A 24,338-nucleotide genomic window follows, 5' to 3' on the forward strand; every position below is an offset into this window, starting at 1 on the left:
GTTTAGGCGGGTTGTTTTTGGTTCAATAATGCTTTTACAAATTTTTTCAATTCTTTCATCCGGTCGGTATTGACGGTATAGTAAATATATTTTCCTTCCCGTTCGGTTTTGACAAAATCGGCCTTTCTCAAAATAGACAGGTGCTGGGAGGCCACGGACTGTTCGATACGGAGTTTCACATAAATCTCTGTTACCGTGACTTTCTCCTGGGCATCGATCAGTTTCAGGATTTGCTGGCGCAGCTTATGATTAAAAGCGCGCAGCACCAGCGCCGCTTTCTTAACCGTTAAAATATCAATAGTAAGTTCTTCAGATGTATCGTCTTTTGGTGCAAATGAAATTAAATAATTGCTCATTATTAAGAATTGTTTAGGGGTTTTGACCTTCAGGGCTTTTTTATCTTTAATAATTTTTTACGGATCTGCTTTCATACAGGATTTTTTCTGATATATACTTCCTTGACGTAAAAAGGTTCACCATACGCAACATCGGCAAATGCGCCCTGGTCAAACGCAGCCATCGCCAGCCGGGTCATATCCCTCGCATCCGTTTCGGCCTGCCGGAATGCAGCCCGGGGGTTATCGGAAATCAGGGGCTTGAATTTCTGCGATCCGTTACCCGTAAACGTAATATGACGCCGTTGCAAATCCGTAGAAAAACTTTCTGCGTCCAACAAAGTTGCAAAAGGTGCCCGATACAGGCCCAGGTCCTTTTCATAAAGGGCTGTAAAAACTTCCATCCGCCGTGCATCGATCATCGGACAAATCAGGTCTTCGGCCTCTGCTGCAACCGCTGCGGCCATTACCTGAAGGGTACTCAGGCAAATCAGCGGAATTTCCAATGCATAACATAATCCTTTTGCTGCGGCCAATCCAACCCGGAGTCCCGTATATGAGCCGGGCCCATTGCTCACAGCAACAGCACTCAGGTCGGCGGTCTGTATTCCGGTCTGACGCATCAACCGATCGATGCCATCATGGAGCCATCCCGCCAGTCCGTTTCGGTTTTCAGATGCTTCAAAAGCCAGAATTTCATTATCCTTCACCAAACAAAATGACCCTTTGTCAACAGCTGTGTCAATGTTCAGTAAGACCATCCTACAAAACAACTAAATTATCTCAATATTTCCTATTCCTTTTTAATTTAGCGGTTCCAAGTCCAAATCTCATATATATTTAAAATATTTAATATCAACGTTATGCAAAAAAATATCATCAAGACGACAAATGCGCCGGCTCCCATTGGTCCCTATAACCAGGCAGTTTATGCCGGTGATACCCTGTATATTTCCGGGCAGATTGCCCTCGACCCCGGTACCGGCGCGTTGAATAACGGGAGTCTGGACGCTGAAACCCATCAATGTATGAAAAATATCCAGGCTGTGTTGGAAGCCGCAGGCCTGGATTTTTCACATGTGGTGAAATCAACCATTTTTATTACCGATATGGGCCGTTTTGCCGAGATTAATGCCGTGTATGGTCAGTATTTTTCCGATAATTATCCGGCCCGGGAAACGGTTCAGGTGGCGGCCCTGCCCAAACAGGTCAATGTGGAGATCAGCATGGTTGCGGTCCGTTAATAACGCACCGCTGCCGGGCCCTATCAATAATTTTACAATACGCTGACGGTTGGCGGGGACCGGGAGGTTCTTAACCAATCGGTAAGTTCCGTACCTTTGTGCCCCAATTTCAGAGGCATGGAAAGAATTCAGGAAGTTTTACAGGATGTAGTTATCAAATTTGCTGGGGACAGCGGTGACGGTATGCAGTTGACGGGAACCCAGTTTACCAATAATACGGCACTTTTAGGAGCTGATCTTTCTACTTTTCCGGATTATCCCGCCGAGATCCGTGCCCCGCAGGGAACTATTCCCGGTGTGAGTGGATTCCAGCTGCGATTTTCCTCTGATAATATTTATACGCCCGGGGATGCCTGTGATGTGCTGGTAGCCATGAATGCTGCGGCCTTGAAAGCCAATCTGGGCAGCCTGAAAAAAGGCGGCAGGATCATTGCGAATTCGGATGGTTTTGATGCCAAGAACCTCCGGCTCGCCAATTACCCCGAAGGCGTCAATCCTTTGGAAGACAATAGCCTCGACGGTTTTGATCTGATCAAAATCGATGTGACCAAGCTGACCCGGGAAGCATTGAAGGAGTTTCAGCTGGGCACCAAGGAGAAGGACCGGGCCAAGAATATGTTTATCCTGGGATTCCTGTACTGGATGTACGATCGCAGTATGGACAATACCATCCGGTTTTTGGAAGAGAAATTTGGTAAGAAACCGGATATTCTCCAAAGCAATATCAAGGCCCTCAAAGCCGGATATAATTATGGCGATACAACCGAGACTTTTACTACCACTTATAAAGTGGAGAAAGCCCGGATTGAACCAGGTACTTACCGTTCAGTGATGGGCAATCAATCCCTGTCGATGGGGTTGGTAGCGGCCTCTGTAAAAAGCGGTTTGCCGATGTTCCTGGGCAGCTATCCCATCACGCCGGCCAGTGATATCCTGCATGAGCTCAGCCGGCATAAGAATTTCGGGGTGCGGACTTTCCAGGCAGAAGATGAGATTGCCGCTATTACCGCGGCGATTGGTGCATCCTATGGCGGCTCGCTGGGCGTGACCACCACTTCTGGTCCGGGTATGGCGCTGAAGACGGAGGCCATGGGGTTGGCGGTGATGCTGGAAATCCCGCTGGTCATTATCAATGTACAAAGAGGCGGTCCTTCCACCGGCCTGCCCACCAAGACCGAACAGAGTGATCTGTTGCAGGCATATTATGGCCGTAATGGGGAATGCCCGATGCCGGTCATTGCCGCCAGTTCACCCGCGGACTGTTTTGACGCTGTCTATGAAGCGGTGAAAATCAGTATTCAGCATATGACACCGGTCATTTTTCTCAGTGACGGCTATATTGCCAATGGCGCTGAACCCTGGCGGTTTCCCTCGGAAGAAACCCTGCCCCCTATCCATGTGAAATTTAAGACCGAACTCTGGGATCATGAAGATAAATTCCAGCCCTACCTCCGGGACGAGAACCTGGTACGGCCCTGGGCCATTCCGGGCACCAAGGACCTGGAGCACCGGATCGGCGGTATTGAAAAACAGAATATCACCGGAAATATCAGTTATGATCCCGACAACCATCAGTTGATGGTCAAAATCCGACAGGAAAAAGTAGATAAGATCGCCGAGCATATTCCGTTGCAGAAAATCGACAGTGGACCCGAGAAAGGCAAAGTGCTGGTACTCGGCTGGGGTTCCACTTATGGCGCCATCAAATCTGCCGTCGCTGAATTGCAATTACAGGGTAAAAGCATCAGCCATGCACACCTGCGTCATCTGAGACCCTTTCCTTCCAATCTGGAAGCCATCCTGCATAGCTTCGACACCGTTATCATTCCGGAAATCAACAATGGGCAGCTGATCAAAATTATCCGCGATCAATACCTCATCGATGCCAAGGGCTATAATAAGATAAAAGGCGTACCGATTACCAAGACCGAACTGGTCGAAGCGCTGGATCAGTACTTTGTTGTAGAGCAGGTCGTTTAGTTTATCCGACCAGTTTTATTCCGACAGGGCGCGCAATTATTGAAGCCGGTGAATCGTTGATACCGGTGAAGTCTGTTTTTGCCTGATTGATCAGGGTTTCCCAATCCTGCAGCAGCGAGGTCCGGCAGTTTTCCCCGGCCCAGTCCCAAAATCCCGGTTTTACCTGTTGCGAACCGCTGTTTGCCGATTTGCTATTTGCCAAGACGCTGCCTTTGGCTTTCTTTGAATTCGGTGGTACTGATAACCAACCACCTCTGCCAAATGCAAAAAGGATTCGTTTGTCTCTTAGTTTCGACTGTTTTTTGCGCCTGCCATCAGCAGCAGCGACAGCCGGATTTCCAAAAATTACCCGAAAATAAATATGTCTTTACCACTGTTGTGGAGCTGCCCGCTTTGCCGGTTACAGACCAGGGTGGTTCAGGTACATGCTGGAGTTTTTCGACTGCTTCGTTTCTGGAAACCGAAATCATGCGCCTTAAAGGAGAAAGAATAAAACTTTCAGAAATGTATTTTGTCCGGGGCGCCTATCTGTTGAAGGCCCGGAATTATATACTCCGTCAGGCTACGGCGCGTTTTACGGAAGGCGGGTTAAATCACGACCCTGTTATCACGGCCAGACTGTTTGGTTTGCTGCCGGAATCAGCCTATACGGGTTTGATCAATGCACAGACCCGACATGATCATGCTGCAATGTTTGCGGAACTGAAAGATTCCGTAGACCTCTATGCGCATCCGGAAAACGAAAAGGGGGTTGCCTGGAAACAGACAGTGCCGCTGATACTGGATAAGTATATGGGGACGGTGCCCGATCGTTTTCGGTATCAGGGGAAAACCTATACTGCCAAAAGTTTTCTGAAGTATACCACCTTGAATCCGGATGATTATATCACCCTGAGTTCATTTTCTCATGTTCCGTTTTACCAACCCTTTATACTTAGTATTCCCGCCAATTGGGCAAACCAGTCCTACTTGAATCTGCCATTGGAAGAATGGATGGAGAATATCACCCATGCCTTACATACCGGTTATTCTCTGGCCCTGGACGTAGATGGTACCGAACCTACTTTCTCGCCAGAGCAGGGCATTGTATCGCTGCCGGCAGATACCCTGAATAACCGACTTATTCTTAGCCAGTACCGGCTGGAAAAACGGGTTACCCAGCAGCTGCGGCAGGAAGCTTTTGAAAGTTTCAAGACAACGGACGATCATCTGATGCATATTGTAGGTCTGGTCAAAGATCAGGAAGGTCATTTGTATTTTAAATGCAAAAATTCCTGGGGCCCGCAGGCGGGCCGAGCGGGTTATATGTATCTTAGTATAGCTTATATGAAGATGAAGGCCATCTCCGTCTTACTGCACAAAGGGGGATTAACTTCGACGACTAAGCTGAAATTACAGTCATATTTGGAATAATCAGAAAAATTGAAGATGCCAGCGGAAGGGAGCATGGCGAAGCCCGCAGACTATTTCTTTGTTTTCAAAAGTTGTTCCACCTCCCTGCCCCGTTCTGCGACAATCATTACCGGCCGCTGACCGGGCGCAGCGGGAAAACTGAACACCAGGTCTCGCTCTTTGGCAAAGAAGCTGTGGTTGTTTAAGGGATATATTTTCATCTGACGACCGCCGGTTAATCGGAGTTCCAGATAGGTGGAGCTGGCGATTACCCGTATCTCATTTTCCGGACCTTTGTAAACACCTTCAAAGGACTTTAATATCTGATAGGGTAAACCGATCGCTTTTCTATTGTTTACATAAGGTGCCGGTCCGTGGTCATAACTGAATACGCGGGCCAGTTTCCAGTTTCCGTTTTCCATGAGCCAGAGATCGGCATATTGCGCCAGGCCATCGGCATAGGGCGCCTTACCCTGCTGACTGATGTAAAAAAGATGCTTTCCGGTAAACAATACTCCATAGAGCTTCCCCTCATTGTGCATGGGATAGACGCCTTCTGTTCCTGAAACTTTTTGCCGGCGCAGTTGAAAAGCTCCCGGATTACCGCATAAGCCATTTCTGATAGAGGCTTCAAATGCCGAATCCCCACGCGTAATCCCGCCTTTGTCGTGAAAAAACTCGATGTCATGAGCAGTGAGTGCCATCATCGCAGTCAGGTCGCAGATATTATAAGCCTGCCAGAACAGACTGTCGGCTGTCCGGGCCGCCTGAATTTGAGGCCGATCCGTTTGGGCCTGTATAGTGGTTACGGCCAGTGATGAGCATAGCGCGACGAAGAGCCGGTACATCTTTTTAAGTTTTTTTCCGGAGTTGGTGGAATCGGTACCTTATAAAATTACCGGTTAGCGGTCGACGGTCCAGGCCTATACCGGCCAGTGGCAGGGATTTTCCTGTCGGAGAACAAAACCGGCGGTAAAATCAGGCCACCGTTCAGCTTTTTCCCAAAAAAAGAAAAAAATATTTGGAAGCCGAATGGTTGCGCATTATATTTGCAACTGATTAGTTTCATAAAAGAAGAAAATAGACCATGCGCAGAGACATTTTTCAGGCAATCGCCGATCCAACCAGAAGGGCCATTTTAACATTGATAGCCTTACAAGCCATGACACCGAACAGCATAGCCGCCCATTTTGACAGCAGCAGGCAGGCGATTTCGAAACACCTGCGGATTCTGACTGAATGTGATCTTGTCCGGCAGGAGCAAAAAGGCCGGGAAATTTATTATCAACTTGAAATAGACAGAATGAAAGAGATCGATAACTGGCTCGAACAATTCCGCAGAATCTGGGAAAGCCGGTTCCAACAATTGGACAATTTATTAGCCACTATTAAAAAATAGAAAAAATGAAGCAAGACTTAGCGTTTGACTTTACGGTTGATAAAGCCAACAAAACCATTCGTATTGAACGTGAATTTGATGCACCCCTGGATCTGGTCTGGGATGCCTTCACCCAGGCAGAACTACTGGATCAGTGGGTGGCGCCAGCACCTTTTACCGCCCGGACCAAGTATATGAACTTTGAAGTGGGGGGCAAAAGATTCTATGCCATGGTGGGCCCGGACGGAAAAGAAGGCTGGGCCATTCAGGAGTACCGCTCCATCAGTCCCAAAACCAATTTCAAGCTACATAATGCTTTTGCTGACAAGGATGAGAATCCGGAGCTGCCGGGATCCGAATGGGATTATAATTTCAGTGAGGAGGCGGGCATTACCCAGGTCGTGATTACGGTCTATAATGAATCCTTTGAACGCATGGAACGGTTGCTGGAAGGCTTCAAGCTGGGCTTTACCGCTTCACTGGAAAATCTGATTCAATTGCTCAAAACCTTACAAGCCTAACAGATGACCATTGTCGAACAGATCGATCGGTACCTCCAAAGCCAGCCGGAATCCAAAAAGGCAGACATGCTGTTGCTACATCAGGAGCTGATCCGGCTGCTTCCCCGGGGCCGGTTGTGGTTTCTGGATGGGCGGGATGCCACCGGAAAACTGGTTTCCCATCCCAGTATCGGCTATGGGGTCTATGTGCAGGATTTTGCCGATGGCACCCGTGAAGAACGGTATCAGATTGGGATGAGTGCGCCGGCGTCGGGCATCTCCCTTTACCTCATGGGGCTCAGCGACCGTAAATACCTGAAGGCAAATTTCGCGGACAGGATCGGAAAGGCCACCGTAACCGGTTATTGCATCCGCTTTAAATCTCTTCAGGATCTGAACCGTGAAGTATTGATCGAAGCCATTCAATACGGCATCGGGGTTACCGGATCGGACGGAAAACAGGGTTAGCGAAGCCTTCCTGTTATGAGAAAACCGCCCCCCTGGATGCATGCGACCGGCGTATGACTTGGCGTGTTTTTTTTGAATGAACCGGACAGGGACGCTGCTATCTGGCCAGCCGGGGACTGAATTTAAAAGTATACCGGAGACAGATCAGCAGTCCGGTCAGGGTCATGGCCGCACCGACCAGGGAGGGATACGCATAAGATAATCCCATGGTCAGGGGCAGACCGCCCAGAAAAGCCCCCAGCGCATTGGCCACATTAAAGGCCGATTGCATAAAAGCGGCTGACATCATTTCTGAATGGGGAGCGGCTTTGAGCATCATGATATTAATGGGGGCGGACATGGACATGGAGAGTGTCCCGCAGAGGAATACCAGTACCAGGGAGGTGGAGGGGCTGCCGGAAAGGAAGAATACCGCCAATAGCAGGATCATCATTGAAAACAACAACAGATTGCTGGCCCTGAAGGCGCTGATTTTATCGGTGAGATAGCCCCCGAGTAAATTACCGATGACCATCCCCCCGCCCGCCAATACCATGATATAGGATATATTTTGCTCGGCAATACCCGATACCCGGGTCATCAGCGGAGAAATATAACTCAGCCAGGCAAATAAACCGCCCATGCCGATGGCAGTTATCATTAGCACATACCAGCTTTGGGGATTTTTCAGAAACCGCAATTGTTTTTTTAAATCGGTATGACCCTTCACTTCCATTTCGGGTACCCACCATTTGATGAGCAGCATGGTAATCATTCCGATACTGCTTACCACAATAAAACACCAGCTCCAGTGAAAATTATGGCCTAAATAGGTAACCAGCGGAACCACAGCCAGGTTGGCGACGGTCAGTCCGGTAAATACCAGGGAAATATACCGCGCTTCCCTGCCTTTTATTGCCAGTCTCTTGGCTACTACCGTGCTGACACCAAAGAAAGCGCCATGGGGCAGACCTGATAAAAACCGGGTAGCCATCATGACCGTATAGTTGGGAGCCAGGGCGGACAAAGCATTAAACAGGGTGAAAATGACCATGAGCCAGATCAACGCCTTCTTGGGCGGAAACCGCGCTGCCTGGGATATAATCAGTGGAGCGCCAATGACGACGCCCAACGCATAGGCGGAAATAAAATGCCCTGCCTGGGGTATACTGATTTGCATCGAGTGGGCGATATCAGGCAATATGCCCATGATGGCGAACTCTGTGGTGCCAATACCCAATCCGCCCATTGCCAGCGGAATAATTCTTTTGTCCATTGCTTATTTACTTACACGGTCTAAAAATTCCAAATCTTCTGCGTCCAGCTGTAATGCCGGCGCGGCAAGCAATGTTTCCAACTGATGCGTATTCGTAGCACTCGCGATGGGCGCGCCAATATGCGGTTGGGCCAGCAGCCAGGCCAGGGAAACCGTAGCCGGCCGGGTATGATGTTTTTCTGCTACCTGATCCAGGGCGTCCAGAATCGCCAGACCCTGTTGATTGAGGTATTTTTCAGCATTTTTTCCCCGGATACTTTTACTGAAATCGGCCTCACTGCGGTATTTTCCGGTAAGAAAGCCGGCGGCCAGCGCCCAGTAAGGAAATACCGTCAGCTGGTATTTTTCCACCAGAGGTAAATAGGCCTGCTCGTATTTTTCCCTTTCCACCAGGTTGTAATGGGGTTGCAGGGCCACGTATTCAGGCAGGCCCTGTTTTTGGGCCACGGCAAATGATTGCTCCAGTCTTTCAGGCGAGAGATTGGAGGCGGCGATATACCGGACTTTTCCGGCCTGTATCATTTCCTGATAGGCGGATAGGGTTTCGGCTTCCGGGGTGGTAAGGTCGTCAAAATGGGTATAATACAAATCGATATAGTCGGTCTGCAGGCGCCGGAGACTTTCTTCGACGGATTGCAGGATATGTTTTTTGCTGATGTCAAAACCATGTTCCCTGGTTTCGGAACCTGTTTTGGTGGCGATGATCATCTCCTTTCTGTTGCCCCTTAGTTTCATCCAGTTGCCGATAATGGTCTCGGATTGACCACCGGTCCCGTTTACCCACCAGGCATAAGTATCTGCCGTATCGATGAAATTGCCTCCACCGGCTGCAAAGGCATCCAAAATCTCAAAGGATGCTTTTTCGTCCAGGGTCCAGCCCAGCACATTGCCACCGAAGGCCAGTCGGCTGATTTCCAGATGGGTATGCGGTATCTTACAACGGTTCATTTATTAACTATTTTTTTCTGATCCTCCGGGAGGGCTCCCTGATATTTTTCCAGATACCATAACAGCCCCAAAAGATAAATGCCGTGAATCAGCTGGGCTCCTATGGCAGTCCAGTTTTCTATCGAGGCGCTGCCCAGGATCAAAACAGACATGAGGGTGAGGCAGGCATAGAGACAATTTTTCGTTTGATAGCCGATGATTAGCTGTAAACCCAGCATCAGCTCCACAAAAGGCAACAGATAGCCCCAGATGCCCACCAGCGAGGTAGGTAAAAAAGATTTTTCCATGGTTGTCTGCATCCATTCACTGAATGCCTGCAGTTTGGGCAGCCGCACCAGTCCGTGTCCCAGCAGGGAAATCGCCAGGGGCAGCCGCATAAAGAAAAAGCTTGTTTTATTCATTCCGATCGGGATTAAGGGGGCAAAGTTACGACCTTAGTTTGCAATGGGAAAACTATTACCAAATCGGCCGGCAGGGATCATCTGTTCTGACGGGCCGGAAACCGGTTCATGAGGGTAGACATTTTATAGCGGGTAGCGGAGCATTGGTTGATGCGGTTTTGCGAATACCCCTCATTTGGAGCCTGGTTTAATTAAGTATAATATTTTACATTTGACTAATGACTAAAACAAAAGGCTGATTATGAAAAAAAACTATTAACGATGGAATCCTGCAATATTCATATTGTTGGTATGCGCAGAAAAGGCAATTTGCAGCCACAAACCTGAATGATTCCTGACTCTTTACAACCAGTTTGGCTTTATTTGATTTTAATGAGGCTGTGCCTGTAGCACCGTTTTTTGACCTCCCGCTGGCATCGGGTATTTTGCCAATCCTAAGCGGCAGGAGCCGCTTTTTTTCTCATATAATGAATACGGACCAGAAACAGCAGGCTGAAGAGCAGCCAGAGCAGCAGGAGATGCAGGAAGGCTTCTTTGTTGTCGAATAAGGAGCCTCCTGCCTGAACAATCGATTGGTAGCTCTTTAAAAAGGGGGTGGTGGGCAAGAGGGCCGCGATCCACTGAACCAACCGGGGTAAGGAATGATAGGGCATTGAATAGCCGGTAATCAGAAAAAACGGGTAGGAAGAAAATGCCATGACCTGCATGCCCATCAGCGGCGATCGGAAGAAGGAGCCGATCAGCAGCCCAATCGGAATCAATGCTGCAAGAAAGACAGCCGTCAGCAGCAACAGGTTCATTCCACTGCCCCGCATGGGAACGCTTAAAACCGAAAAGTTGATGGTCACGAAGAACAATCCGATCATCAGGAAGCTGAGCAGGTAGAAACTGCCCTTGCCTATAAGAATAGCGGACCCGCTGCCCATCTGAAACAGGCCGGGAAACCGCTGCTCTCTTTCGATACCCATGCTGGCGACCAGACCGATCAGCAGGGTTTGCTGCAGGATGATGGCCAGCAGACCCGGTAACAGGAAAGCCCCGTAACTGGAATTTTCGTTGTACAGGGGCCGGTAATCCAGGCTGAGGGGATTGGCCTCGGCCAGGGCGGCTTCGCTGCCGGTACCCTGTTTACTGATGTATTTCATCCGAATGCCGGCACCCAGGGTCAGACTGATTTTCGAAAGCGCCGCCGTCAGATCGCTGGAAGGCAGGAAACGACCGGCGTTGACGGCCAGGGTTATCGTAGTTTTTTGAAGACTGAGAACGGTTGCCTGCAATCCTTTTTCCATAAACAAATACCCCTGGACCCTGCCATAATAAAGTTCCTGCTCGGCCTCATCCAGACTGCCCGCGGACACCACCTCGGCGATTTGGGTGGCATTGAGCTGGGTGGTGATCATTCTGGATAATTCACTGCCGTCCATATCCACGACCGCGATTTTTACTTTTTCTTCCAGTTTATTGACATAGATGCTGCCATACATAAAGGCATAGGCAATCGGTGCGATCAGAAAAATCAGCACCAGGGCCTTCTGGGAAGATACCAGCCGGATTTCTCTTAGTAATATGGAGCCTACCGATTTCAAGCCCAGGCTATTTTTGTTTGATTAATTTTTCGTTGCAGTAACAAGACCGAAGCCGCCAGACTCAGCGCGGTAAACAGCAGGAGGATGCCCGATTCCTTTAGCGCATAGCGTAAGGGTAATTCCATGAAATATATCTTTATGAATCCGTCCAGAAAGGGGGTATAGGGCATCAGGTTGGCATAAAACTGATCGTACCAGGGCATGGCCCAGCGGGGAAAAGTAAAACCGCTGAATACAAAAGCCGGCGATGTATAAAAAAGGGCCACATCCGTCGCGGTGATGATGTCACCAATCAGGGTGGACACCAGCAGGCCGATGCCGATGCAAGCCAGTGATAGGAGGGTAAACAAGACAAAGAAAGCGCCCAGACTGCCGGGTTTTGACAGGCCGTAAACCGGAAAGATAATGCCCGCAATCAGGAGAAAATTCACCCAGGCCACGCTCAGATGAGCGATCGTCTTTCCCATAATAATGACGGAGGCCGAACCTTTAGCGGTTTGTAGCAGTGCTTCCCAGGTCTTTGTTTTCGCTTCATAATTGATCAGCAGTACCCCCACCAGTATCAGGGCCATCTGGAACCCCACCGTTATCAGCCCCGGGGTCAGGTACTGCTGGTAATTGTAATCCGGATTGTACAGGGTCACGGTATGCAATTCTATGGGTTGTAACAGGGCCATGGCCTGATCGGCGGGCATGCCCTGCCTGGTGAATTTCTGTAATACCACCGCCAGACCGCCTTTGATAATTACACCGGCAGCATCCTTATAGATCAGTTTGGCAGGTACAATGGCCGCGGCATTGGTAAATACGGTTACCGAAGTCGGATGATTGCTTTTCAGGTCGGCTTCCAGACGCCGCGGAAAATGTATCGCACCGGAAACCTCTCCGCTTTTAATGGCAGCACGAACCTGGCTTTCATTAGTGGCCGTACCAGTGATATGAATGCTTTTGGTGGCATCCAGCAGCCGGGTCAGCTGGGTACTTAATGCCGAATGGTCTTCGTCCCAGACCATCACCGGTATGTCTTCGGCAAATTTCCTGTTATAGATAAATCCAAAGAACAGGAATACGATGGGCGGTATGACCAGCAGCACCACATAATGAGCCGGCAGAGACAGGATCCGTTTCCATTCCCGCAGGATGATATGCAGTAATGTGGTCATCAGGGCAGGATCAGTTGGGCGGTCATGCCGGAACGCAGGCCCCGGATGGCCGCAGGATTTTGCGGGCTTACTTTAATGCTGAAACTGCGGAGTTCCATCTGACCCGATTGATCGGCAGGCACCCAGTTGGCATAACCCAGGGCCGGCGCCAGCTCGGTGACGGTCCCCTTGGTCTGCTCGGGTTCGCATCCCGGAATTTTCAGATCCACCACCACGCCTTTGGTGATTTGGGACATCTGATCCTGCCTTATATTAAAACTGACAAAAAAGGAATTCGCCAGCTGAATTGTCATAATGGGATAACCGGCATTGATCATTTCTCCCTGTTTGGAAATCAGTGAAACCACAATCCCCGACGCGGGTGCTTTGATCTCGGTACCTTCTTTTAAATGATGGGCCAGTTGCTCCGCCCCTTTGGCCTGACTGAGTACCGATTTGGCGGAACCCAGCATTTGCTCGTTACTGCCTTTGCGGAGTAATTGTACATTCAGCCGGGCAGTTTCCAGTTCTTTTTTCGCCGCTTCATATTTAAAACTGATCAGGTCTTTCTCCTGTCCGGAAATCACTCCCTGATCATAGAGTTTGACCATGCGGTTGTAGGTTTTGGTGACCAGGTCCAGTTGTTGTTCGGCGATCTCCTGAATATTAACCGCGGATTGCAGTACTTCCGGCGCTGTACCTCTTTGTAACAGATCCAGATTTTGCTGCGCAATATTTACCGCGTCTGTGGCCTGTGACCGGACAATATCAAAACTTTCTCCTTTCAGCCTGCCCAGCAGCTGGCCTTCCGTCACCGTATCTCCCACCTGTATGTTCAGTTCTTCCAGCCGTCCCGGCATGCCGGCGCTGACATCGATGGAAGCGGCATCTACCATGCCGGTGATTTTTACAGCTTCTGTTTTGTTGTCTTTTCTGAACAGGAAGAAAAGGGCGATCAGTAATATGACCACCGGGATCAGCAGTGCCCAGTAGTTTTTGAGTACCGGTGACCGGCTTTTGGAAGGAGTCTTTTTTTTATTTGCCATTATCGGGTTCGGTTTACCTGTTTTTAATGAAGGAAGGGCCTGGCGGCATCCGGCGATCCCAGTATATAGAAATAAGTAGCGATTGCCATCTTATAAGCCAGCAGGGAAGTATAATAGATTTTTTCGGATTCAAACTGGAGCTGTTGGGCGTCGTTGACGTCTTTAACGGAGGCCAGACTGTTCTCCATTCTTGTCTGTACAATGGCGGCGGTACGGGCGGCTTCCTCGCTGGCCATTTGTAAACTGAGCATCTGATTGCGTAGTGACAGGATCTTATTTTGCGCCACCCGGATGCCCAGCTGCAGGGATTCTTTTTTCTGCTGGATGAGGAGTTCAGATTCGGAGGATAAAGATTTGGCGGCCTTTACTTTTTTGGCATTCTGCACCCAGTCCAGCAGGCTCCATTGCATTTCTATGCCTACCATCCAGGGCGGCATGATGGCGGGCAGGTTTTTTTGCAGAAACTGGTAATTGGCAATACCAAAGACATTGGGAAGGTTGGCAGTTTTCGTAGTTTTTACCGCGATACCGGCTTCTTCTCTTTTGCTGTGGAGCAGCCGCAGGTCCGGGTTCTGTTCGATCTTCGGATCCAGAAATTCCGGAGGCAGTTCACTGCCCCTGGTTAAACTGTCGGCAATAACCAGTGAGTCATCCAGGGCCATGCCCATCAGTTGTTTCATTTGCAACAGGGCATTTTCTTTTTCCAGTTTCAGGTTTTCATAGGAGGTCCGTCCCTGGGTCTGGATCACTTCGGCCCATTTTTTCTGATAGGGCGGGATGATCTCTGCTTTCAGCAGATCTTCGGCAGACTGCCGGGTTTTATCAAAAGCACTGACCAGTTGGGCCTGTTTGTGCAGCATGGAATTCAGGTACTGGATCTGAAGGTATTGAGAGGTAATATTGAAGCGGAGCTGATCATGAATGACATCCAGGTTCACTTTTCCGGATGCTACCTGTTGCCGGGCCAACTCCTGCAGGGCTTTGAGTTTGCCGCCCAGATAAATGGGCTGCCGGAAAAAGATCCCCGCGGTCACAAAGTCCTGCTTGCTGATTTCCGGGTTGCTGCGGGGATAAAAGGCATGGATAATGCTTTCTGTGGTGCTGTAAATCTGATCCTGTACCCCCTGAGGCAGTTCATTGCCGGTAATCTGGTTATAAATGGTATTGGCCGTATTGACACTTTGATTCGCAGCGCCTTCTGTAATGCCGGATTCCAGTCCCTGCAGGTCCAGGGTGAGGGGCCTGCTTAGGTGATTGTAGCCCGCTAACAGATCGGCTTTGGGCAACAAATTCAGTTTGGCGGCCTCGTACTGCTGTTGCCGGGTTTCCAGCGATTGTCGCGCCAGCTTGGTGAGGGTATTGTTCTCCAAAGCTTTTTGAATACAGTCCTCCAGGGAAAGTGAAGATTGCGCGGTACAGCAACCGCAGCAAAGGAGCCCAATAACTATAAGAAGTGGCTGGGTTTTTCTCATTATGGAATATATCTTTAAACCAAAAATAGTGATGCGGATATTCCTGATCCTTTCATCTGTCAGCTGCAGTCTGAGCATAGCTGAATGAAAAAAATTATCATCATGAAATTAATAAAAAAAATCAGATTTTGGGTCTCATGATCCCAGCGATTCCGAAAGTAAGGTTTTTTTATCTGGCACCCAAAGGCAGAATGCCAGGAACAAGGGGGCGGTGACTGCTGCAGGGAGGATTTTGCGGCAGGAAGCGTTTTTAGGAAAGTTGATTTTTGAGTTTTGCGATGATTTTAAGGGGGATTGTTTGGTAATATCCTGTTTTTAAAGGCGCAGGCTGCTCACCTCCGGAGCATTGAAGCTTCCGGCAGATCGTCCAGGTTAGCCGGATCGCAACCGGATCTGGTGCCTGCTTTCATTGATTTGTATTAGAATGGGCCGGCAAAGCGGCAGGATGCGCAGCTGGGTAAGTAGTTGCTGCCACAGATGCTTTATGGTGAGTTTTTTATGATCGGTTTTGAGATCTTCCCACCACTGACTTTTCTCTAAAAACTGATTGATCATATAACCGATGAGCATACACTGATAGTAGTTCTTCAGGGCATTAAAACTTTTTCTGTTCAATAAATGAAGTTGGGCAGAAATTTTCACTCTTGAGTTTTCATTAAATGCCATTTTAATTCATCTAAAATTAGATCATAATTTTTATTGAGTTGACGTTTTGTGCTGTCCCTCATAACCTACCATTAAACCTCTCCTCAATCTCCCTTATTTTATCCAAGAGCTCTTCCCATTTCAAACTCTTTCCCATAATCATGTTTTCCTGCATCGTTTTATAATCAACTTCCCATTTTTCCACTATAGCATCTGGTGGTATGATACTCAATTTCCCTCTGGCGTGATTCGAATAATCCATTCCTCGTAATGGTGTGACTGTTTTACGGTGTTGAACAATCGTTTCAAACAATTCATCGTCAACAATTGCCATCTCACCATATTCAGCTCTCATAATTCTATCCAGGTCATATAGATGCCTGGTTAATCGATCCGTCCTAATCTTGTCGGCTGGTTTTGAAAATTCTTCATGCAGTAATAGCACCTTCTCTATAAACGTACGCGTTGGAACAACCACCTGAACATCAAAGGATGGTTTGGTAAAACCAAGATCTTTATAATGATGGTCAATAAATGATATTATGGATTTTGTCTCAAAAGGCTCGCTTAATGATCTAGCCCCCATTTCCAATAGAACGCGCTGCTGAATGTAAGCATTGTCGGTTGGAACAATGGATTGGTAATGTATCTCCAATGTATTTGGATCACTCGTGTCATCTATATAATCGTTATACCTTATTTCATATTGTTTAAGATCAATACCAAGCTGATCCATTTGATTGACAAGCTCCATTCGAAATTCATTATTAATAAAATTACCAGAAGCTCTCCTCAATTTTTTTATTTGAGTTTTGGATTCCAATTGATCAAATCCCAGCAGATGCCGATCAATGATCAGGTCTATATCTTCCGAGAAACGATCTATCAGATTATATGCCTTACTCAGCGACGTACCACCTTTAAAGGTTATGGAGTCTGCATATTTGGACTGAAAAACTGCCTTTAAGATAATACATACCCACCAATCCTTTTCCACCACAAACGCTGGAATTCCAATTGCATTTTCAACTTGCTCCAATACCTGAAGCTTTTGTTCATCGGCCAGATTTATCCACATGGGTTAAGATTGGTAAAGATTATTGATTTGCTTCTGAATCCATACAGGCGCATGAATGACTTGGTTCTGTATCATTTTCTCATCTAACTTTTTCACAGCATGCCTGATCGTCTCTAAAAATTCTGCAGTAATATCCTGTTGTCCTTTTTCCTTAAAAGCCTGTACGATAAGCTGCAATAACTCATCCTTGATGGCAAAGCTTTTGGGAACAGTTCGTTTAAATTTGATGGTTCGATTTCCTATTTTCACTTCACGTTGGGAGCCATCTGTTAAGTACACCGCCTTTAATGGCACTTGTGTCGTAAGCCCCAGTAAATACAATGCCATCACACCTGTTGGAGCAATTCGAGCTTTATCTCTTTTGGCAATTTCCTTTGCAACCTCTCCGATATTAGGATATATCGTACCCAGCAAAGGATCTTCCTTTGGTTTGATATAGATACCATGAGCCATTCTTTCAATAAGACCATCATTCTCCAAACGGAAAAGCGTCACCCGGATATTTTCCGGTGTAGCAAAATTCTTAAAGTCGTCAGCGAAAAACAATTCACCACGAGACGATTTTAAAATTTTGCTTTCTATCTTATTTTTAGCTATTTCCGGCATTTATAAATTCCTTATTCTGTAACAAATTTAGTAAATATTTGTTACAGAAAAAATTATATTTGCATTTAAATATTTTAATGAAATTTGAATATTTGTCAAGCATACTTATCTGCGCATTCACACATTTGAGTAAATCAATACTTATAAATCAACGATGTCTCGATCAGTAAAGAAAAACTAGAATATTCGGAATCTCTACAGCTCAAACAGAAAAACAAGACAAAGGCGATGGAATTGAACTTTTAGAAAAGTTTGTAAAAAACTAATTCGTATAGATAAGAGACTCCATGTAAAATTCAAGGTGTAACTGGCGTTTGGGATGGTGCTAAAGATGGAAAGAAGTTTTATCGTAGTGCTACAAAAAAATTAATGAGCCGGTTCTTTTGAAGGCAAAATGACTGGCCTGAAATATTGGGGAATAATCACTTCCGTTTTAGGAGACGCATTTATTATCTCCTGTTCAAAGGATTGCAATTGCTGACGTCTTTCGCTCTGAGAAGCCTCAAGCGGAATATTAAAGTCGTCCCAATGTGTCGGAATTACAATTGCGGGATCATTAAGCACACGCATCAATCGCCCGGCATAGTCGTATATTTCCTTTCTTGAAGGCGCTGCGCCTACAATTGCGACGTCAGGGCGCAGTCCTTGTAGCTCTCTTTCGGTATAATTCATTGATCCAGAAGTAAGGATTTCGTATCCTCCAAGTCTAATTAAAAAAGCAAGACTTCCTCACTCCTTCCACATAGTCGTCCAATTTTAGAGGAATTTTTGTGTTTTTCGGGATGATGCGTGAATCAAAATATCTCTTTTCCATTAATGGAGAATGAAGACTTGGAATGACTTTTATTGAGAATGTGCCAAAATCATAATCCTCTCCGCCCTTCACTGTAATTATTTGTTTTTCTGGTAATCCAGACGCCACCATTAAATTAGCAGTACTTTCATTACCTAGAACATTAGCCCCGGTTTTCAATGCTATATATGGAACATCAAGCACATGGTCAGCATGTGTGTGATGAACCAGAATATAATCAACCTTCTTTACGTATTTGTTTACGATTCCGGTATCAGGTGTAATAAAATCATGAAGTAAAGGCTTCTTTATGTAAATACAAATGCAGGAACTCGCGCCGCGTGTAGATATGCTTTCCTGGGTTCCAGACCGGCGGGTAGTAGTCAATAAACACACTGTACTTGCCGGATTTCAGTTTCAAATAGTTTGTAAAATGAAGTAAAGCTCCGTCAACTGAAATAATCCCGTTACTTTCCGATACAGAATTTCCCAAATATCGTTCCCAGGATGTCACGATCTACCTCCACCTGTCCGGTGATCTCGCCTAGGTAATGGAGCGCCCTTCTTATATCGATGGTAAGGAGATCCCCACTGAGTTGTTGTTCCAGCCCGCTGCTGATTGCCTCGAGACTTTCTTTGATTTTTAGAAGAACTGCGTGATGGCGGGCGTTGGTCACGATAGTTCCCTCGGTATTGGAGGCGGGGCCGATAGATCTTTGATAGAGCCGATTCTTTAATTCATCGATTCCATATCCATTTTTGGCATCTATTGTGAGCTCAAATATAGCTTCCTCGTTTCCGGAATGAAGCATTTTCCATGCTTTGTATTTATTGTAAACGGTTATGGTCTTTTCCTGATACGGCCGCAACCAATTTTCCAATTCGGTAGACTGGCTGTTATTATTGAGTAGATCAACGAGATGAACAATAATATCTGCTTTTTCGGCATTAGTGCGGCTTCTTTCAATGCCTTTATTTTCGATAATATCGGTAGCGTGGGTGCGGATACCTGCAGTATCAATCAGTCGGAAAAGAACACCATTGATATTCAAGGTTTCTTCAATGGTATCCCGGGTAGTGCCGGCGATATCACTAACAATAGCTCGTTCCTCATTGAGCAGGGCGTTGAGCAGGGTACTCTTGCCGGCATTCGGCGCTCCGATAATGGCTACACTAATTCCGTTTTTAATAGCATTGCCGAGCCGGAATGAATCAATTAATGTGTTTACCTGTCCCGAGAGTACCGAGACCAGGTCTTTGAGTTTGCTTTTATCAGCAAATTCCACATCCTCATCACTGAAATCCAGTTCCAGCTCTATTAAGGCAGTAAAGTTGATCAGCTCACTGCGGAGCAGCATCAGATCCTGAGAGAATCCGCCCCGAAGCTGGTTTAAAGCCGTTTGCTGGGCGGCCCTGGTATTGGCGGCAATCAGATCTGCCACTGCCTCCGCCTGGGCGAGGTCCAGTTTACTATTCAAAAAGGCCCGCTGGGTAAACTCCCCTGGTAACGCGGTGCGGGCGCCAGCCTGTACCGCAACTTCCAGGATCTTTTGGAGAATATAGGGAGAGCCATGGGCACTTATTTCTACCGTATCTTCACCGGTATAACTTTTAGGCCCTTTAAAAAGCGTGACAACTACTTCGTCTATCAGTTCACCTGGATCTTCATCCGGTGAGATAATATGACCAAAATGCACTGTATGGCTGGTCTGATGCTGGAGTTTTTTGCCTTTGAAGATCTTGTCAGCAATAGAGAGTGCTTCCGGCCCGCTCAAGCGAATTAGCCCAATCGCCCCCACTCCGGGAGGAGTCGCCAAAGCCACAATAGTATCCTTTAAATTGGAAAGCCGGTTCATCCGGTAAAATTAGAGATTTTCGGAATTGCAGGCGGTAGTTCCAGTCCTATCCTCTATTGGATGGGCATATTAAATCGGGCAAATCCCTCGACGGTGAGTATTTTTGCCTCATGACCTTTTATTATTGTTATGACGCCCATTGTGGCTGGTGTTTTGGATTCAGTAAAGTGATACGGGCTTTTGCCGCAACCCATCAGCAGGACTATCATTTCGAAGTGCTGAGCGGCGGTATGATCCCGAAAGAAAATGTCCGCCCGGTAAAAGCCATGGCTGGGTATATCAATGAAGCCTATAAGAGGGTGGAAGAACTGAGTGGTGCCCGGTTCGGGACGGATTATCTCTGGCATATACAGCATCCGGATCTCAGTGATTGGTTTCCGGAATCCCTAACGCCGGCGATAGCCCTTTGTATTTTTAAAGAATATGCGGCGGACCGGCAGGTACAAATCGCGGCTGACTTTCAGCGGGCGCTGTTTGAAGAAGGCCGGGACCTGAGTGACCCTGAAGCTTATCGGCATCTGCTGGAGCAATACGGCGTGCCGGAAAAGGAGTTTTTTGAGAAATTGAAAATGCCGGCTTACGAAGAAAAAGCCAGGTATGAATTCACCTTATGCAGCCAGCTGCAGGTCACAGGTTTTCCCAAACTGCTGCTGCAGGTCAGCGATACCAAATTTTATCTGGTCGCTGAAGGTTTTACGCCGCTGGAAACATTGAATCAGCGTTTCGCATCCATACAGGCAGAATTGGCGGAAAAAAGTGAAGACCCTCAAAATTTGGCCGGTAATTCTTAAGATTTCTACTCATATTTAGTACCAATGACCAAATCAGCAATACAAGAAATGGATTTTGAAGCAGGCGCCACACTGCTGATTGATAAACCCATCGGCTGGACTTCCTTTGACGCCGTACGCAAATTGCGTTATCTGATCGGGATAAAGAAAGTGGGTCATGCAGGCACGCTGGATCCGCTGGCGACTGGTCTGCTGATTATCTGTACCGGAAAATTTACCAAGAAGATCAATGAGTATATGGCTCAGGAAAAGGAATATACCGGGACTTTTACGCTGGGCGCCACCACACCTACTTATGACCTGGAAAGTGAGCCAGAAAATCCTAGATCTATTGAAGGTTTAACCGCTGCGTCCGTTCAGGATGCTGCCAATAGATTTCTGGGAGCCATCCAACAGGTACCGCCCGCTCATTCTGCGATAAAGAAAGACGGCAAGCGGGTGTATGAACTGGCCCGAAAAGGGATTGAAGTGAAGCTGGATCCAAGAACGATTACCATCAAAGCCTTTGAAACCGATGCTTCGGCGATGCCACAGGTACATTTCCGGGTGGTGTGTTCCACCGGTACTTATATTCGCAGCCTGGCCCATGATCTGGGCGCCGCACTGGGTTGCGGTGCCTACTTAAGCAGCCTCAGAAGAACACGGATCGGAGAATTCAGTGTGGAACAGGCATGGGATCTCGGGCAGTTCGAGAATGCCCTGAAAGGAAGCGCCCGCTAAGGCGATCGACTGGACCATGATGTCCCCACCGGGCATTCCGGGGCAACAGGGCCGATGGTTGATTCCGTCCTGCCTATTTCATCAATAGGTCAAAAGCGCCTGTCGTACGGGTCAACGTCTTGTCAAAACTCACCTGAATAGGTGAAGGGGACATTCCATCAAATAGAATATCTTTAATAATCATACTCAGGTGCGATAGTCGGCAGGGTGATGGGCGGCCGCGCTTCAGTAGTTAGACATGCCAATAATAACTTATATCCGGGGACTTAGCCGCATGATTTGCTAAAAATCAACTGATGAGACAACGCTTTTATTTATTAGGTTTTTTCTTTTTAGTTTCGGGCTTTAAAATCCTGAATGCACAGATGAATAAGGTAGAATGGCCGGATATTAAAGCGCCGGTAGCAGATAAGCAACCGCATTTGCGGGATATCCATGGCGATAAGGTCAATGACGACTATTACTGGATGATCGACTTTTTTAAAAAAGGACCGGACAGCACTAAAGTTGTGGACTATTTGAAAGCAGAAAATGCCTACCAGTCTCACATGATGGCAGACACCAAAGCCTTGCAGGACTCTCTGTTTACCGAAATGAAGGGTCGTATTAAGGAGGCGGATCAGGCACCACCTTATTTTAAGAATGGGTATTATTATTATACCCGGACAGAAAACGGCCAGCAGTATTATAAATTATGCCGTAAGAAAGGCTCGCTGGAAGCACCCGAAGAAATTATGCTGGATGTTGATGCTATGGCTGCGGGTCATGCCTACTATGCGATTGGTGGTGTGGTCGTCAGCCCGGACAACCGAATGGTGGCCTTTGGTCAGGATACCGTCAGCCGCAGGCAGTACGACCTGATGGTGAAAGATCTGGAAACCGGCGAAGTCCGGTCTCAGGGCATCGGCCATACCAGTGCCGATTACGTCTGGGCCGCTGACAGCAGGCATCTGTTTTATATTTCCAATAATCCAAAAACACTTTTATCAGAAAAAGTATGGCGGCATGTCGTAGATCAGCCCACCTCCGGCGATACATTGGTTTACCAGGAGAAAAATACCATTAATTATCTGAGCATTGGTAAAACCAAGGCCGACAATTATATCCTGCTGTCTTCCTCCAATTTCACAAATGCCGAAGTTCTTTATTTACCCGCTGACCGGCCGGAAGAGGCATTCAAGGTCTTCCAGCCGCGGATGGACAGTGTGCTCTATGAGGTAGACGCAGACGATCGGCAATTTTATATCCTGAACAATGACGGGGCGTTGAATTTTAAGATCTCGGTGGCGCCGTTTTCGTCCACAACCAGGGAGCACTGGAAGGATTTTGTGCCCCATCGGGCCGAAGTCCTGGTTGAAGACATCATCTTGATGAAGGACTTCGTGGTAGTCAAGGAACGCCGCAATGGCCTGGATCAGTTGGAGTATATGAATAAGCAAGGGGCCAATGGCCGGTTGATTTCCTTTGAAGACGCTGTATACGGAGCCTCTACCAGTTCCAATACCAATTATGCGACCACTAAAATCCGTTACGCCTATAATTCTCCGGTAACGCCATACAGCATATATGATTTTGATTTGGTAACCGGAGAGCGAACCCTACTGAAGCAGCAGGAGATTCCCAGCGGCTACAATAAAGAAGATTATACGACGGAACGCATTTTTGTCACGGTAAGGGACGGCAGTAAAGTGCCGGTTTCCATCGCTTGTAAAAAAGGGTTCCCCAAAGACGGTAAACACCCGCTCTACCTGATCGGTTATGGTAGTTATGGGTATTCCTTTCCGGTAAATTTCCGCAGTAATCTGATCAGCTTATACGACCGCGGGTTTGCAGTGGCCGTGGCACATGTTAGAGGTGGTCAGGAAATGGGCCGGCAATGGTATGAGTCCGGAAGGCTAATGCATAAGAAGAATACTTTTAATGATTTTGTGGACTGCGCCAAAGCACTGGTCGCTCAAAAATATACCAGTCCTGAGCATCTCTATGCCAATGGGGGCAGTGCCGGGGGGCTACTCATGGGCGCGGTTGCCAATCAGGCCAATACCCTGTTCAATGGCATTATAGCCGATGTGCCTTTTGTGGACGTGGTCAATACCATGTTGGATCCGACGATTCCGCTGACAACCAATGAATACGACCAGTGGGGCAATCCGGAAACCAGCAAAGCGGCTTATTTCTATATGAAATCCTATAGCCCCTATGAGAATATTGAGCGCAAACCTTATCCCAATATCCTGGCCACCACCGGATTACATGACAGCCAGGTCCAGTACTTTGAACCCGCCAAATGGGTGGCCAAATTAAGGGATTATAAGACCAATGATCATGTTGTGCTCCTGCACACCAATATGGAGTTTGGTCATGGTGGTGCTTCGGGTCGTTTCGATTACCTGAAAGAGGAAGCATTGCGCTATGCCTTTCTGTTGAAACTGGAAGGGATCACCCAATGAAAGACCTGAATCACAGTGGCGCTTCGATTCAGGCAGGAATTATTAATCAGTCAAATTCTTGGTTCCCGCGGAGATCGGAACCAAGACCCCAGCTCTGCATTTATAGCGATGATACAGGTATTGCGCTTGTCCTGATCAATCCGGCCTCTCATTAAATTCTCAGGGACGCCATACAATTTTTCGGTTGTTTTTTCGTTTGATTTTTATAAACCGTGCCGTAAAACCCAAAAGTCTTTAGCTTTTGGGATGTAA

25 protein-coding genes are annotated in these 24,338 nt (G+C 47.4%); 9 read left to right on the forward strand and 16 right to left on the reverse strand.

The window, feature by feature from the left end:
* Nucleotides 1-2: 2 nt before the first annotated feature.
* The gene (locus ACYVI9_RS10360) at nt 3-356 is read right to left on the reverse strand and encodes an ArsR/SmtB family transcription factor (protein ID WP_460764256.1); all 354 of its coding nucleotides are present in this window, start codon (nt 354-356) and stop codon (nt 3-5) included.
* A 71-nt stretch (nt 357-427) separates the two neighbouring features.
* Nucleotides 428-1,096 carry a tRNA (adenosine(37)-N6)-threonylcarbamoyltransferase complex dimerization subunit type 1 TsaB gene (gene tsaB / locus ACYVI9_RS10365; RefSeq protein WP_460764258.1) on the reverse strand — a complete coding sequence of 223 codons (669 nt, stop codon included), beginning with the start codon at nt 1,094-1,096 and terminating at the stop codon, nt 428-430.
* A gap of 102 nt (nt 1,097-1,198) precedes the next feature.
* Between tsaB and ACYVI9_RS10370 the strand changes: the two genes are divergently transcribed.
* The 3 genes from ACYVI9_RS10370 to ACYVI9_RS10380 all read left to right on the forward strand — a co-directional run bounded on the left by ACYVI9_RS10370 (nt 1,199) and on the right by ACYVI9_RS10380 (nt 4,972).
* On the forward strand, nt 1,199-1,579 hold the full coding sequence (locus ACYVI9_RS10370) for a RidA family protein (protein ID WP_460764260.1): 381 nt from the start codon (nt 1,199-1,201) through the stop codon (nt 1,577-1,579).
* Between the two features lie 117 nt (nt 1,580-1,696).
* On the forward strand, nt 1,697-3,559 hold the full coding sequence (locus ACYVI9_RS10375) for a 2-oxoacid:acceptor oxidoreductase subunit alpha (protein ID WP_460764262.1): 1,863 nt from the start codon (nt 1,697-1,699) through the stop codon (nt 3,557-3,559).
* A 261-nt stretch (nt 3,560-3,820) separates the two neighbouring features.
* Entirely contained in the window at nt 3,821-4,972 is a 1,152-nt protein-coding gene (locus ACYVI9_RS10380) for a C1 family peptidase (protein WP_460764264.1), read from the forward strand.
* 50 nt (nt 4,973-5,022) lie between these two features.
* On the opposite strand, the gene ACYVI9_RS10385 is transcribed toward ACYVI9_RS10380, so the two are convergent.
* Nucleotides 5,023-5,799, reverse strand: a complete 777-nt coding sequence (locus tag ACYVI9_RS10385; protein ID WP_460764266.1) for a nuclear transport factor 2 family protein — start codon at nt 5,797-5,799, stop codon at nt 5,023-5,025.
* 239 nt (nt 5,800-6,038) lie between these two features.
* Between ACYVI9_RS10385 and ACYVI9_RS10390 the strand changes: the two genes are divergently transcribed.
* From ACYVI9_RS10390 to ACYVI9_RS10400, 3 genes are read left to right on the forward strand one after another with little or no spacing between them, the layout of a single operon-like run.
* Nucleotides 6,039-6,350 carry an ArsR/SmtB family transcription factor gene (locus ACYVI9_RS10390; protein WP_460764268.1) on the forward strand — a complete coding sequence of 104 codons (312 nt, stop codon included), beginning with the start codon at nt 6,039-6,041 and terminating at the stop codon, nt 6,348-6,350.
* A 5-nt stretch (nt 6,351-6,355) separates the two neighbouring features.
* On the forward strand, nt 6,356-6,850 hold the full coding sequence (locus ACYVI9_RS10395; protein ID WP_460764270.1) for an SRPBCC family protein: 495 nt from the start codon (nt 6,356-6,358) through the stop codon (nt 6,848-6,850).
* A gap of 3 nt (nt 6,851-6,853) precedes the next feature.
* Entirely contained in the window at nt 6,854-7,297 is a 444-nt protein-coding gene (locus tag ACYVI9_RS10400; protein WP_460764272.1) for a DUF1801 domain-containing protein, read from the forward strand.
* Nucleotides 7,298-7,394: 97 nt separating this feature from the next.
* Here the strand turns inward: ACYVI9_RS10400 and ACYVI9_RS10405 are convergent, their stop codons facing one another.
* From ACYVI9_RS10405 to mnmE, 13 genes are all read right to left on the reverse strand, one after another.
* Nucleotides 7,395-8,552: an MFS transporter gene (locus ACYVI9_RS10405; protein ID WP_460764274.1), complete on the reverse strand. Its 1,158-nt coding sequence runs from the start codon at nt 8,550-8,552 to the stop codon at nt 7,395-7,397.
* A gap of 3 nt (nt 8,553-8,555) precedes the next feature.
* On the reverse strand, nt 8,556-9,500 hold the full coding sequence (locus ACYVI9_RS10410; RefSeq protein WP_460764276.1) for an aldo/keto reductase: 945 nt from the start codon (nt 9,498-9,500) through the stop codon (nt 8,556-8,558).
* Nucleotides 9,497-9,901 carry a DoxX family membrane protein gene (locus ACYVI9_RS10415; RefSeq protein WP_460764278.1) on the reverse strand — a complete coding sequence of 135 codons (405 nt, stop codon included), beginning with the start codon at nt 9,899-9,901 and terminating at the stop codon, nt 9,497-9,499. The genes ACYVI9_RS10410 and ACYVI9_RS10415 overlap by 4 nt, the downstream gene beginning before the upstream one ends.
* A gap of 434 nt (nt 9,902-10,335) precedes the next feature.
* Nucleotides 10,336-11,487: an ABC transporter permease gene (locus ACYVI9_RS10420; RefSeq protein ID WP_460764280.1), complete on the reverse strand. Its 1,152-nt coding sequence runs from the start codon at nt 11,485-11,487 to the stop codon at nt 10,336-10,338.
* Nucleotides 11,484-12,650, reverse strand: a complete 1,167-nt coding sequence (locus tag ACYVI9_RS10425) for an ABC transporter permease (protein ID WP_460764282.1) — start codon at nt 12,648-12,650, stop codon at nt 11,484-11,486. Before ACYVI9_RS10425 ends, ACYVI9_RS10420 begins: the two co-directional genes overlap by 4 nt.
* Nucleotides 12,650-13,675, reverse strand: coding sequence for an HlyD family secretion protein (locus ACYVI9_RS10430; protein ID WP_460764284.1), 1,026 nt, complete (start codon nt 13,673-13,675; stop codon nt 12,650-12,652). The genes ACYVI9_RS10425 and ACYVI9_RS10430 overlap by 1 nt, the downstream gene beginning before the upstream one ends.
* 23 nt (nt 13,676-13,698) lie before the next feature.
* Nucleotides 13,699-15,147: a TolC family protein gene (locus tag ACYVI9_RS10435; protein WP_460764286.1), complete on the reverse strand. Its 1,449-nt coding sequence runs from the start codon at nt 15,145-15,147 to the stop codon at nt 13,699-13,701.
* 372 nt (nt 15,148-15,519) lie between these two features.
* On the reverse strand, nt 15,520-15,813 hold the full coding sequence (locus ACYVI9_RS10440; protein ID WP_460764288.1) for a hypothetical protein: 294 nt from the start codon (nt 15,811-15,813) through the stop codon (nt 15,520-15,522).
* A 58-nt stretch (nt 15,814-15,871) separates the two neighbouring features.
* Nucleotides 15,872-16,870 carry a nucleotidyl transferase AbiEii/AbiGii toxin family protein gene (locus ACYVI9_RS10445; protein ID WP_460764290.1) on the reverse strand — a complete coding sequence of 333 codons (999 nt, stop codon included), beginning with the start codon at nt 16,868-16,870 and terminating at the stop codon, nt 15,872-15,874.
* Nucleotides 16,871-16,873: 3 nt separating this feature from the next.
* Nucleotides 16,874-17,476 carry a DUF6088 family protein gene (locus ACYVI9_RS10450; RefSeq protein ID WP_460764292.1) on the reverse strand — a complete coding sequence of 201 codons (603 nt, stop codon included), beginning with the start codon at nt 17,474-17,476 and terminating at the stop codon, nt 16,874-16,876.
* A 366-nt stretch (nt 17,477-17,842) separates the two neighbouring features.
* A complete protein-coding gene (locus tag ACYVI9_RS10455) occupies nt 17,843-18,148 on the reverse strand; it encodes a hypothetical protein (RefSeq protein WP_460764294.1) in 306 nt (101 codons plus the stop codon).
* A 34-nt stretch (nt 18,149-18,182) separates the two neighbouring features.
* Nucleotides 18,183-18,656 carry an MBL fold metallo-hydrolase gene (locus ACYVI9_RS10460; RefSeq protein ID WP_460764296.1) on the reverse strand — a complete coding sequence of 158 codons (474 nt, stop codon included), beginning with the start codon at nt 18,654-18,656 and terminating at the stop codon, nt 18,183-18,185.
* Nucleotides 18,657-18,736: 80 nt separating this feature from the next.
* On the reverse strand, nt 18,737-20,125 hold the full coding sequence (mnmE, locus tag ACYVI9_RS10465) for a tRNA uridine-5-carboxymethylaminomethyl(34) synthesis GTPase MnmE (RefSeq protein WP_460764298.1): 1,389 nt from the start codon (nt 20,123-20,125) through the stop codon (nt 18,737-18,739).
* 110 nt (nt 20,126-20,235) lie between these two features.
* On the opposite strand from mnmE, the gene ACYVI9_RS10470 reads away from it, so the two are divergent.
* From ACYVI9_RS10470 to ACYVI9_RS10480, 3 genes are all read left to right on the forward strand, one after another.
* The gene (locus tag ACYVI9_RS10470) at nt 20,236-20,916 is read left to right on the forward strand and encodes a DsbA family protein (protein WP_460764300.1); all 681 of its coding nucleotides are present in this window, start codon (nt 20,236-20,238) and stop codon (nt 20,914-20,916) included.
* Between the two features lie 24 nt (nt 20,917-20,940).
* Nucleotides 20,941-21,636 (forward strand): tRNA pseudouridine(55) synthase TruB, encoded by a 696-nt coding sequence (truB, locus tag ACYVI9_RS10475; protein WP_460764302.1) that lies wholly within the window; start codon nt 20,941-20,943, stop codon nt 21,634-21,636.
* Between the two features lie 296 nt (nt 21,637-21,932).
* The gene (locus ACYVI9_RS10480; protein WP_460764304.1) at nt 21,933-24,086 is read left to right on the forward strand and encodes a S9 family peptidase; all 2,154 of its coding nucleotides are present in this window, start codon (nt 21,933-21,935) and stop codon (nt 24,084-24,086) included.
* The last annotated feature ends 252 nt before the right edge of the window (nt 24,087-24,338 follow it).

The organism is Niabella terrae, from assembly GCF_054783135.1.